This window comes from Microvirga sp. (assembly GCF_014699075.1).
GTDB lineage: Bacteria > Pseudomonadota > Alphaproteobacteria > Rhizobiales > Beijerinckiaceae > Microvirga.
Genome location: NZ_JACXAB010000028.1, coordinates 39812 through 51386, shown reverse-complemented (window position 1 = coordinate 51386; position 11575 = coordinate 39812). Strand labels below are relative to the sequence as shown.

At 56.0% G+C, this 11575-nt stretch carries 9 protein-coding genes and 2 pseudogenes; 7 read left to right on the top strand and 4 right to left on the bottom strand.

Translation table 11 applies throughout. From position 1 onward, the window contains the following. Positions 1-107: 107 nt before the first annotated feature. Both IC232_RS33360 and IC232_RS23400 read left to right on the top strand, forming a co-directional pair. Positions 108-182: pseudogene (locus tag IC232_RS33360) on the top strand (hypothetical protein); the annotation flags it as partial. 771 nt (positions 183-953) lie between these two features. Beyond that, complete coding sequence (locus IC232_RS23400; protein WP_190847355.1) at positions 954-1532, top strand: hypothetical protein; 579 nt, start codon at positions 954-956, stop codon at positions 1530-1532. Between the two features lie 109 nt (positions 1533-1641). On the opposite strand, the gene IC232_RS23395 is transcribed toward IC232_RS23400, so the two are convergent. From IC232_RS23395 to IC232_RS23385, 3 genes are all read right to left on the bottom strand, one after another. Next, the gene (locus tag IC232_RS23395) at positions 1642-2523 is read right to left on the bottom strand and encodes a hypothetical protein (protein WP_190847354.1); all 882 of its coding nucleotides are present in this window, start codon (positions 2521-2523) and stop codon (positions 1642-1644) included. 1066 nt (positions 2524-3589) lie between these two features. Beyond that, entirely contained in the window at positions 3590-3808 is a 219-nt protein-coding gene (locus IC232_RS23390; protein ID WP_246812361.1) for a hypothetical protein, read from the bottom strand. Positions 3809-4850: 1042 nt separating this feature from the next. Next, positions 4851-5219 (bottom strand): hypothetical protein, encoded by a 369-nt coding sequence (locus IC232_RS23385; RefSeq protein WP_190847353.1) that lies wholly within the window; start codon positions 5217-5219, stop codon positions 4851-4853. Between the two features lie 1452 nt (positions 5220-6671). On the opposite strand from IC232_RS23385, the gene IC232_RS23380 reads away from it, so the two are divergent. The 5 genes and pseudogenes from IC232_RS23380 to IC232_RS23360 all read left to right on the top strand — a co-directional run bounded on the left by IC232_RS23380 (position 6672) and on the right by IC232_RS23360 (position 11046). Further along, complete coding sequence (locus tag IC232_RS23380; protein WP_190847352.1) at positions 6672-7253, top strand: hypothetical protein; 582 nt, start codon at positions 6672-6674, stop codon at positions 7251-7253. A gap of 486 nt (positions 7254-7739) precedes the next feature. Beyond that, positions 7740-9635, top strand: coding sequence for a hypothetical protein (locus IC232_RS23375; protein ID WP_190847351.1), 1896 nt, complete (start codon positions 7740-7742; stop codon positions 9633-9635). A gap of 19 nt (positions 9636-9654) precedes the next feature. Continuing rightward, positions 9655-10308 (top strand): hypothetical protein, encoded by a 654-nt coding sequence (locus tag IC232_RS23370; protein ID WP_190847350.1) that lies wholly within the window; start codon positions 9655-9657, stop codon positions 10306-10308. Positions 10309-10356: 48 nt separating this feature from the next. Beyond that, positions 10357-10467: pseudogene (locus IC232_RS33355) on the top strand (HNH endonuclease); the annotation flags it as partial. 195 nt (positions 10468-10662) lie between these two features. After that, complete coding sequence (locus IC232_RS23360) at positions 10663-11046, top strand: hypothetical protein (protein WP_190847349.1); 384 nt, start codon at positions 10663-10665, stop codon at positions 11044-11046. Positions 11047-11192: 146 nt separating this feature from the next. On the opposite strand, the gene IC232_RS23355 is transcribed toward IC232_RS23360, so the two are convergent. Beyond that, positions 11193-11453 carry a DUF1294 domain-containing protein gene (locus IC232_RS23355; RefSeq protein WP_190847363.1) on the bottom strand — a complete coding sequence of 87 codons (261 nt, stop codon included), beginning with the start codon at positions 11451-11453 and terminating at the stop codon, positions 11193-11195. Positions 11454-11575 lie beyond the last annotated feature (122 nt).

Sequence of the window (11575 nt, the reverse complement as noted above, 5' to 3'; positions counted from 1 at the left end):
GAATGCGCCTTCACGGGTAGCATTTTAGGTGAGGCAACGAACGCGCTCGGTAACATTTTGCTTGAGGCAATGCGACAAAGCATGGTGGCCCATACGCCGGTACTCATGCCCGCTATGTCCTTCATAGCCACATCAACGTGCTGAAAACGGCTCGACACGGGGAGAAGCGGAAAGCGGCCTGATTGCGCCAGCAACAGAACTCGAGCGCAGGGCTGCATTCCCTGACTTTTAGACGCCGGCAGCCGGGGTTGTGCCTCGGCTGCACCTTTTCTCATCGATCTCCATAAAGAGCGCCCTTAGGCTTCTCAAGGCCGCTGTGAGGCACCCCATGCCGAGACGTCACAACCACAAGGGCCGAAGCACAACAGAGCGCTTCGTCTCCCTCCCCCATCATATGCTCCGTTCGCCTGCTTGGCGGTCCCTCTCAGCAGTGGCTCGCTGCATCTTTCTTGAATTGGCTGCCATCTATAACGGCGGCAACAATGGGTTCATCGCACTCTCTACCCGCGATGCTGCTAAACACGTCCGCTGCTCGAAGGACACGGCGGCACGGGCTTTCTTTGAGCTAACCGAAAAGGGTTTCATTGTCTGCTGCTCACGCGGCCACTTCGACCGCAAGAGCCCGCATGCGAGTGAGTACCGCCTAACGCTGTACGCGTGCGACCGCACGAGCGAGAAAGCCTCGAAGGCTTTTATGCGCTGGCACCCGGATGAAGCAAAATCTGTAGCCGGTCCAATGAGAGGGACAGCCGGTCCGACCTCAGGGACAGTTACGGCTCTCACGAAAGATAATTACCGCCTACGGTCCGATGAGAGGGACCGTGACCCTCCATCGGAGCCCTCCAGCGGTCCGACTACAGGGACACATATAATCTACCAGATGGGGTCTGGGGTGGAGGATACGGGAGAGCGCTCAGGAGTCGTGGTCAACCTGCCCCCACGAGGACGTCGCCATGCCTCGTGACCGTCAGCGTCTTACTCTTGAGAGCGGACCCAAGCTGGATCTGGCGAGGCTCATCCCGAGCGGCGCTGGAAAACCCGGAAGGCACATCCAATGCGTGCTCACCTATGGCTCAGGGGAAACCATTACTGCCATTCTGAAGCTCTCGGACTATGGTGGTTTGCTGGAATTGACCTTCCAAGGACACAAGCAGTCATTCTCCCTAGTGTCAGAGCCAAGGCACTTTGGCGGCCTGCAATGGTACGTCGCCTGCCCAAAAACGGGGCAGCGGGTGCGGGTACTCTACCGGCCACTGGGAGCCACGTTCTTTGCCAGCCGACATACTTGGGGCCGCAGAGCTGCCTATGCCTCTCAGTTTCTGGACCCTATCGGGCGGGCGTGGCGCACGAAGGCTAAAGTCAAAGCGACTCTCCTTGGGGATGCGGACCCGGATGAATGGGATGTGCCGCCCAAGCCGAAGGGTATGCGTTGGGCGACCTACGAGCGTTGGGTGGCTAAGTACGATGCTGCTGAGGAGATGCTCGATGCGCAGCTCGCCATGGCAGCAGCGCGGCTGATGAAGCGGCTATAGTTTATGAGCTGATATACGTTAGCCAGGGCTTAGAGCATCTGCACTGAATGCGCATCACCCCCGGACGTGCTCGCATCCAGGGGTGAAGCCAGCTCTTTAGATTACAGGCTTAGCGGTCCTTGTCACTCTTGCCGTTCGGGCTGCCATCGTTGCCTCCGTTTCCGAAGCCGTTATTGCCCTTGTCACCACCGTTGTTGCCACTTCCTCCATTTCCACCAGCATTGCCGCCTTTACCACCGTTGCCACCTGCATTGCTGCCTTTGTCATCGGCGTCGCTGCGGCCTTTCTCACCGCTGCCGCCAAAGTCACGGCCATTTGGGCTTTCACCCGCATTACCGACACCCTTGTCGTTGCCGGGATTGTTGGGACCACCAACGTTGCCACCACCGTTGTTGGCACCAGAGCCGCCATTGCCCTTGCCGCCGCCCGTGCTGCCGCTTCCACCGGTATTTCCGTTATTGTCGGCAACAGTACCGCCATTACCCGTGGTCCCGCCGGTGCCGCTGGTTCCACCAGAGCCTACAGTGCCGACACCACCTGCTGAGCCGCCAGTGCCGACCGTGCTTCCAGTGCCCACCGTTCCACCAGCGCCAATCACACCGCCTGTCCCAACGTTGCCACCAACGCCAACATTTCCGCCGGCACCAACATTACCGCCGGTCCCGATGTTGTTGCCATTCCGAACGGGTCCGGAAGATCCGCCGACTCCAATTGCAGGGCCGTTCGTGCCGCGACCATTGAGAGATCCGGTGTTCAGGTCGTTGCGGTCGTTCAACCGATCCATTCGCTGGCGCAAAGCCTGAGGCCTGATGGCGCAGCTGCAGACTTCCTGCCCCTGCACGATGCGGAGCTGGCAGTTGTGATACATGGATGGATTGGCGACTGCAGGAACGCACTGCTGGCCTGTTCGAATGACTTGTGCGGAAGTTGAGACAGAAGAAGCCAAGAATAGAGCTAAGCCAGACAACGCAAGAGCATAAGAACGCTTCATGGTTCACCTACACTAATCTACATTTACAGGGTGACTGCACAACGACAGTCGTGATGACCTGAAGACGTTCGAAAGTAGAAGGCGTTCCTACCTAAAAAAGACATAACCCTAAGGTATTAGTATGGGGCTATATCGCTATTGGAATGAACAAGATTGAAAATAAACTTGGGAGTAAGCATCAATAATCAGTACTAAACAACAAATTAGCCCCTGAGGACTATGAACTGACCATCAGGGGCTTTGAAGTTTTGGCTTGGAGGCGGTAGGTGAGCGCCTCCGTTACATGAACGGCTGAGGCCGCAAAACAGTTCCACTTTCTATCCTTGTGCTTGGACACACCAGAGCGATGTATAGGCATCTCTGCCGCTTACGGTGCGACGTGAAACGCCCAGCCACTGTCTCGCGGATCCTCCAACCCGTTTCGGAGGCAAACAACCTGCCCTGGTACTGGGGTGGAAGGCGCAGTCAATTTCCGAAGATTATAGGTACTCCACGGGGTTATACTTGGCGGTAACATGAAACCGCTCATGAACTGCCTTGGATTAGCCCTGTTCTGCCCGTCGCAATAGCAAATCACGTGGTTGAGTTTGCAGGATGGCACATGCGCTTAGATGAGCCTTTCCCTCTCGAAGCCGTACCCTGGCAAGTGAGATATGCACTGTTGCTTGAGTTCAAAGGGCGCTGTCCCAGCCTCCGAGAAGTCGACCAAATCCCGGATAAGCACTGGTTGACGATGCCGGGTATGGGGCCAGCCTCCTTGGAGATGGTCCGCAGCATCACCAATGCCGGGCGACGGCAGGAGGCCAGTCAGGCCACCTCACATAGCTTATCGGATGCCGAGTTGCTGAGGCGTCTTGAGGGGCTTCAGGAGGACCTGCGCTGGCTGGAGGGTCAACTGAAGGCGCGAATGCCCAAAGACCTAAGGCGCAAACGGAATCGGCAGTGGCGCGACCACGCGGCGCAAAATCAAACTGCCCTCCCGAGTCAGGAGTTTCGTGAGGGGGAAGCTTCAGGCCACCGCAGCAATCCAGGGCAGGGAACTTGAGAGTTCGTGACTTTCATTGGTTTAAGCAGCTGCTCTTGTATGCCCAATCCGCTTTCCTGCTGTAGCCGTCTCCAATGCGAGAAGTAGCACCCCAATGTCTTCGCCCAGCAGATTGATAGCGTTGCGGGCATACTCCCGAAAGCGCTCCTTGTGGGCCAAAGGCTCGCCGTCCCATGTGAGTTCTTGGTGCTCGGCTTTGTGAATGGCCCGAGCAACCAACTCGACTTTGTTCTGCATCATGACCTCCGGTAGTATGAGCAGGCATTGTCCTGGCTCAAGGGAATGCTCAGGTGCGCTACCTTCTCAGATGCTAGCCAGCAGGAGGGCTGCTCCGATAAGGGGAGTGACAGCGGCAACACAGATAAGCAACGCACAAAGAATTGACGGGCCAGGGTTGGTGAGGTGCTTAGGACCTGAATCGATGTCCTGGACCGCGGCCAAACGTCAGGTAGCGCTCATAAAATGACCTTGCATCTGAATTGACGATGAATGGTCAGTAAACGGGAGTAGCGGCTGGTCTATTCCTTCACGAAACTGAGATGAGTTTCGAGAGTGCCCGATGAGGCTCTAGGGGCGTGCAGCCAATGGCAGCGATAGGGCTGATAGAGCGGCTTTAGCCAAGAGATTTCGATTCAAAAATAGTCCACGAGAACCTGTCCGAGCAGCTGGGCTTTACTATCCGCCGCCACTCCGGGAGGCTTTGTCAACGCTCTTCACAGGCTTAGTTGCAGGGGAGGAACCTGTCTCGACAGCTCTGCTTATCTGGGTAGATGTTCACTTATGTTCTATTCAGGCATGGCACGAGGATGGGTAGAACCAAACTGACAGTGGAGTAGGTGCTGGAGGCACGGCTGCGCTACGCCTCTGGCGAGCGGGCATACAGCAAGCTGGCCCGTGAGTTTGGGGTAAGCAGGGAGGCCGTGCGCAGTGCTGCCGAGGGGTTGACCTTCAAGTACCTACCTATGCCGCCGAAGAGGCTGAGGTGAGCACAGCCCGCAATCCCCGCCGCGCCTATGATGCGGACGGCAACGAGATCCCGCCGGTTACGGTCGGGCAGAGTCTTGCCGAGGGATACAGGACTATGATGGCCTACTGCGAAGCTCATAACTGCGGCCATGGTGCTGAGGTGCCGCTGAAGGGCTGGCCTGCTGACCTGCCGGTGCCGGATATGGCCTTGCGGCTGCGATGCTCGAAGTGCGGGAGCCGCCGGATAAGCGTTCCTGCGGCTCTTCATCGTAAGGACGTGTTTAGCTTTCAGGATGCTCTTTGGTCAGTGAGGCTCTCATTTCGGAGAAAGACCCCTCACGCGAAGTTCAAGGCGGATAGCACGCAGCAGCCGTTTAAGCTCACGTTCCCGCTGTTTGAACTCATCATGCAGCTCGCTGAGTTTGGCCGATTGACGTTCGTGCTCTTGGAGCAATTCGGCATCGCTCAACCCTGTCAGCGCTGACAAGGATTTGAGCCCGTCTTGGGTGAGAAGGCGGATCTTCCGAATGGTGGATGGTCCAACCCCTGGGAGCTTCAGCAGGTCATCATCAGAGATGTTTGCCATTTCAGATATAGAAGGGTGGCGGCCACCAAAGTGCTCCAAGATGCTGGCTTGAACACGGAACTCCAGAAGCTCGATTGGAAAGAGATCCTCGTCTGGCACTCGCACTCTCATCAAAAAGCCGTGGGCTACTAGTGTAGCCTTCGCTTTATCGTGCGACAGGACCACTATCCTAATGTTCTGGGGCTAATCCCAAAAGAATGGCTGAGGTAGGCCATGAGAGCGACCCAGAACCAAGCCGCCGCCTGAAGACCCCACTGATAGGGACAAACCCGAGCACACTTAGTCCAGCCCCCACGGGTTCTGGGCCTGGCCGGCAGGTGCAACTACCATGCCTCCCTTCATCAGGAGGGCTACATGCCTGTGAACCGCCGCGTTTTTTGAGTGTCTTGGGATAACTCGCTCACCTCAGGCGGGGTGATAACAACCATCGCCTGGGTGCCGGACTGGGACTTAGTTGACGCCAACATAAGAGCTGCCCAACGAGCCTGTTCCTCGGACGAGTAAAGGGAGAGCGTACGTCCCTGGCAGGATACAGACCAGAGGTCCTCCTGCTCCTGCTTCACCTCGAAGCACTCCATCCGGATCGTTCCTTCCAAGCACAATAGGAGCGTACCAGTGCCCCTCATCGCAGCAACAACTCAGGCGAGGTAGGACGCCTCAGGAGCCTAATCTAAACAGCGTGCACGAGTGATAGGTGCTTTGCAGTTTAGGGGGGCAGTCAGCTTTTGTGGCGGTCCTCACCTAGCGCTCTCTCCAATTCTCCCTAGGCGATGCTCACCATAGCCCCGTTAACAGTTCCGTAACCTTACGAGCGCAGCCTCGTCCCTGTGCCTCTTGGCACGGTCGTTCTCCCTGAATGGTCGCACAGCGGCCCAACTGGAGCGCCAACTGATTGGGCGCTCTTTCTTTGCTGGTTCAAACCCATGTTGTTGGAGGGTGCGTCGACGCACATTCGCCAAGCTTAAGAACAGGCATGTTGCACGCTAAGTCGTCTAAAAGTCGGAACATGAACATGCGTGCGTTCCTCAGCCTATTGTGCTCACCCTTGTGTCATTCGGCCCCGCTGGTTGCTGCTGGGCGAGAGGCAAACAAATCGCACGGGGTGGAATACTACCGCACCATGTTGGCTGAGATAGCCGCCGATGGCTCTTCATCCATGAGGCTGCCAGTGGACTTGCCCGAGCCCATCCACGAAGCCATTGATGCCTGGAGAAAAGCCGCAGACCTCCACACGCAGCCGTCTGACGCTGTACTCGTGTGACAGCACTGGCGAGAAGGCGTCAAAAGCCTTCATGCGCTGGCAAGCGGACGAGTCGAAATCTGTAGCCGGTCCGATGGGAAGGACAGCCGGTCCGACCTCAGGGACAGTTCAGGACTCCACGAAAGAAAATTACCGCCTACGGTCCGATGAGAGGGACCGTGACCCCTCTGTTCAGCCCTCCAGCGGTCCGACTACAGGGACACATATAATCTACCAGATGGGGTCTGGGGTGAAAGGAGCGGAAGAACCGTCAGGAGTCGTGGTGAACCTACGACCGAGAGGACATCGCCATGCCTCGTGAACGTCAGCGGCTCACTCTGGAAAGCGGGCCTAAGCTGGACCTCGCCAAGCTCATCCCGAGCGGCGCGGGCAAACCCGGCAGGCATATTCAATGCATGCTGACCTATGGCTCGGGTGAGACCATCACTGCCATTCTGAAGCTCTCAGACTACCGTGGCTTGCTGAAATTGACCTTTCAGGGACGCCAGCAGTCATTCTCTCTCGTGTCAGAGCCGAGGCACTTTGGCGGCCTGCAATGGTACGTCGCCTGCCCAAGAACAGGGCGGCGTGTACGTGTGCTCTATCGACCTCTTGGGGCCATGTACTTTGCCAGTCGTCATGCTTGGGGCCGCAGGGCCGCCTATGCTTCGCAGTTCCTAGACCCTATCGGGCGGGCGTGGCGCACCAAGGCTAAGGTGAAGGCGGCGCTGCTCGGGGATGCAGACCCCGATAAATGGGATGTGCCGCCGAAGCCGAGAGGTATGAGGTGGGCGACCTACGAGCGCTGGGTTGCCGAGTACGATGCTGCAGAGGAGATGCTGGATGCTCAGCTCGTCATAGCAGCCGAGCGGCTGATGAAGCAACTCCGATGAACGTATTTTTAGTAATCGCAGCCACCTTGCTGCAGACAGCCTAAAGTGCGCTCTAACTCTTAATAGTTATCGGAGAGTATCTTATGTAGTTAGAGGGCAAACTCGAATATGCGTTCGTATATAGAGATTATACCTCCGGAACATCGCCCCCCCTACGCCTTGTCTTTTTGCCAGATCTACTTAACTCTCAGAGCAGATTACTCCGTAGGCATTTAGGGTTACAGGATGGTCTGTCGTCGATTCCTTGTATATTGGACTGCCAGCTTCGCAGTATTGTTCAATGCGTCCAGTCCCACAATTGCACAGTCCTACCGAGTAAACGGCGTTCATCTTGGTGAGAGCTTTTTCGGCGCTCCATTTGCGGATCGGTTGCGCTGCGGCCCAAGCAGCCAGTTTCCGCCGTTTCAATGGTGCAGCGGCAGAATTGATGAGCCAAAGCAAGGTATGAATATCGCAGCCTCGGTGCTTCATGCCCCGGATGGCCGAATGGCTTACATCTCTCGCTTCATTACACCATCACCATTCGGTCCTGAGAAAATGGATGCAGAGGTCCAGCGTCTGAACAAGGTGTTCGGCCAGTCGCCGCGCTCCATGCGCCAAGGCAATGCGGCGATATTCGTATGGGGCGGGCTCCGTCTCGAAAGGCTGGATGGCCCGAGTATGCAAGCGGTTGCGGCTGGAAGGCCATCTGGGCATCAGGGCTTTCTCATCGACTTCATGGGCGACTTCAGAAAGTCAGCTGAACAGGGTCTCTCCGTTTTCAAGATCAATGGCCATGGCGCTGTTATGGCGGTCAATTTCGAGAATGGCGGGAATCTGCGCCTAACCGCTACGGATACTGGCCTTTACCCGTCGGATAATCCCATGGTGGCGGGACGCAATTCCGTCACGCCGAACCACATGTCACCGGTCCCGAATGAGGTTCGTGACCAACTGCGGAATCTTGGTCCCTTTGGTGAGGTGATGGGAAGCATCATCCCCGGTCAACCCCGGCAGCCCCCCTTCTATCCGCGCGAAATGCGCCAGCCGGATCAGCTTCCCCCTGGCAGAGGACGCTCAGCATATGCACAGGAACCACCCGCAGAAGATGATGGTGACGATGCCCCATTGCTCAACAAATCATTGGGGCAGCCGCAATCCGCACGAGGCAATGATCCATTTGCTGACCTGAAGCCGCCGCAGAGTGCCCAAAACACGGCCTCCCAACCCGCACAGCAGAGCGACAATCCATTTTCAAGTCTGCAACAGACACAGTCGCCTCAACCGGCCACAAGCAATGGCCGCATCGTTCAGACTGTAATCGCGGAGGGCATCGGCTCCAATGTCGAAAGTGCGCGTAAGAATGCTGCCGAGCAAGCGCTGAATCAGGTTGTCGGAACCTTCATTGATGCTGAGACACAGGTTAAGCTCAGTTCCGAGATCAGAAACGGCATTCGCGTTGAGGCCAGCAATTTGCAGGAGAACATCCGCGAGTACTCGCAGGGTTCGATCCAATCCTTTGAGGTAATTTCGGCGTCAAATGAAGGTGGCCTGTCGCGCGTCCGAGCAAAGGTTGGCGTCCGCGTTGAAGATTTCAAAGCCTATATGCGCAAGGTTGCTGTTGGCCAAACGCAACTCGGCGACGCATTGACACCCACTATCGAGGTTGAACTCGATAAACAAAAGGTTCTGGAAGACTTCCTCTTTGAGAAGGTCGGCAAAGCCGTTCTGTTGGGAGAGGTTCAGGACATCATGCTTGGGCAAGCTCAACCAATAGCAAAGTCCGGCCTACCGTTAGGGATTATGGGGAACAATCGGACGATGAACCCCGCCGCCACAGTGGTGTTCCCGGTCAGGGTAGCGCTCAAGCCGGAATACCAACAGAACCTACTCAAGACCTTGAAATCTACAGCTGCACACAATGTCAGCGCGCAATGGCAGGGCATAATAGCCTCGCATTTCACTTCAGGATGCTATTACCGCAGGGGACCCGACGGGAATTACATTGCGGATTCGTTCGCTGTGGCCCTGTACGACAATCGTCGCAGCGATGAACCAGAATTCGTTTCAGTGTACGGGTTCGACAATGTTCGCCACCGGAGGGGCGAGAGGATGCGGAGTCCGAATTTGCGGATGACGATTTTCGATAAGGCCGGTGAAGTTCTGCAAGAGTTCACCTTCGGAAGCGGAAGTGGTCAGAAGAATTTCTGGTACAGGTCGCAGCAGAAGGACCGCACGAACTCTACCATCAACAGCCCGTGGCAACTTATCAGTTCAAGCATTAGCGATGGCCCCTGCTATATTATCACCTCCCGCAGTGATTTCTATCTTGTAGCGGAACTGGACCCTGAGACCCTGAGCAAAGCGGGCAAGGTCGAAGTGAAGTACCAAGACCAGAATTAAACTTAAAGTGGAATCAGCGATGAAAAAGACAATGCTTTTTGGTTTGTCGTTTCTACTGTTCGCGCCTATGGCGTCGGCAGGCGAGTTCACGGTCCAGCAGGACGGAGCGCCCGTATGGAACGATGATGTGGACGGCGTAAAGGTGGAATACAATCCCGACAACACAGTCAAGCGGCTATCGGTCAAGCAAGTCACCGCTGTTGAATTTCCTGATCGACGTGGAATTTTGAAAGCGCAGAAGGTTGCCGAGCTACAAGCGGAAGCCGCCATTATCCGGTTCGTTAAGCGGATGAATACGTCGGATGAAACCTACACCGATATGGAGACCAACATTAACAAATCAACGCGATCCCGTGGCAATGGGGCGGACAGCACACAAAAGCTGAATGAGCGTACGGTTGTGAACGAGTTGAAGACTACCATCCAATCCTACGCGTCTGGTGAGTTGCGCGGCCTGATCGTCCTTGAAAAAGGATACGATGAGAAAAATGAAGAGGCGTGGGTGACGATTGGGACCAGCGAGAAAACTCAAGCAGCGGCGGAGAAGGTGGGTGACATGATGTCCGGTCGCCGCCCTGCCACCCAAGCGCCACAAAAGTCGCAGGCCCCCACGATTCCACTCAATGATACGCGCCCGAAGAGCGAAATCCGCCGAAGCACGCAAGATTGGTGAGCAAAGCTTGAAAACGGAAAAGGGCCCGTCGATTTTCGTCTTGAGTCCGATCATATCGTACCGAAGGCAAGAGGCGGCGCTAATGGAGATTGGAACAGAGCGTCTATCTGCGGCCCATGTAACCGACTGAAGGGTGCTCAGCTCGGGTGCGATCCTTGATGGACGTGCGGGTTACTATTGGGATGGTACGCCGGGATACAGCAATATGGGGCCTGGCCCACGGCCAAGCGGCGTCCGAGACATCAAACCTACTGAGGAATTGCTACCGCGGAAGAAGCGCAAAGAGACACTCAAGAGTAAGGGTCCTTTTGCTGGAATCTTCGTAAAGTAGGAAGCCCACTATGAGGCCAATTAATGCCAGTGACGTTCAATTACGACGGCGCGAAGCTAACGGTCACGGCAGAGGTGGACTTCGAGTTAGCCTCGGAGATCATGACTGCGGTGAAGCGGATTGTAGTTGCCCCTCCTGAGCGTGACGACTTCGACGACCTCGATAGACTGCCACGACGCAAGCCCGGGGGGACACGGTTTATAATGAGGTACCTTGCGGAGAAGCCTGACTCAATCTGGGCCGATGTTAAACTTGCAATGCAAAGGGCTGGGTACAGGCCGCACCAATGCATGCTAGTCAGCCTCGTAGACCAAGGCCGTGTCATCAGGATCGTGAGGGATCACGGAACGCATATATACCGCCTTGCCATTGGCGAGAGCGACAATGCTGCTACTGACGTACTCTAACAGTTATTTGTGACTTGAAATTTTATGCGGGCAATTCTTCCGCTGAGCTGCTTCAATTTCAACACTTCACGTTTTCGACGGCTGTACGTGCAGGGTTGCCCCACTCGACTGAGACACTTCGTTCTGGTCCGTCCGCAGGCGCTAGATCAGCCAATGCTTCGCACAATTGAGAGCATTACATCCTGAACCGTTGGAAAGGCGACTGCACCAAGAGAGACAACTTGCAATCCAGCAATTAGGTAAAGCTGAGTCCGGAACGGCTCTTTTCTCGTCTTGTGTCGTAGGCCGTGCTGGGCGGCGACTGCTCCAATCGTTCCACCAATGAATGCCATGCCAAGCAGTGTGCGTTCAGGAACTCGCCACATACCGTTACGGGCGCAGTGCTTGTCCCAAGCAAAGGCTCCCATGGTCGCTAGATTGATGAGACAGAGATATAGCGCCGAAAGGTAGAGCGCGGATTGGATAGATACCACTCTGACTTCCCTTTTAGAGCCCCTTTCTGGAGCTTCACACTCAGCTTCTTACCCTG

What these genes read in the sequence shown, in the direction of transcription:
- IC232_RS23370 (WP_190847350.1), top strand. Translation starts at nt 9,655, where the DNA reads ATGAAAAAGACAATGCTTTTTGGTTTGTCGTTTCTACTGTTCGCGCCT.
- IC232_RS23400 (WP_190847355.1), top strand. Translation starts at nt 954, where the DNA reads ATGCCTCGTGACCGTCAGCGTCTTACTCTTGAGAGCGGACCCAAGCTG.
- IC232_RS23375 (WP_190847351.1), top strand. Translation starts at nt 7,740, where the DNA reads ATGGCTTACATCTCTCGCTTCATTACACCATCACCATTCGGTCCTGAG.
- IC232_RS23395 (WP_190847354.1), bottom strand. Translation starts at nt 2,523, where the DNA reads ATGAAGCGTTCTTATGCTCTTGCGTTGTCTGGCTTAGCTCTATTCTTG.
- IC232_RS23380 (WP_190847352.1), top strand. Translation starts at nt 6,672, where the DNA reads ATGCCTCGTGAACGTCAGCGGCTCACTCTGGAAAGCGGGCCTAAGCTG.
- IC232_RS23360 (WP_190847349.1), top strand. Translation starts at nt 10,663, where the DNA reads ATGCCAGTGACGTTCAATTACGACGGCGCGAAGCTAACGGTCACGGCA.
- IC232_RS23390 (WP_246812361.1), bottom strand. Translation starts at nt 3,808, where the DNA reads ATGATGCAGAACAAAGTCGAGTTGGTTGCTCGGGCCATTCACAAAGCC.
- IC232_RS23355 (WP_190847363.1), bottom strand. Translation starts at nt 11,453, where the DNA reads ATGGGAGCCTTTGCTTGGGACAAGCACTGCGCCCGTAACGGTATGTGG.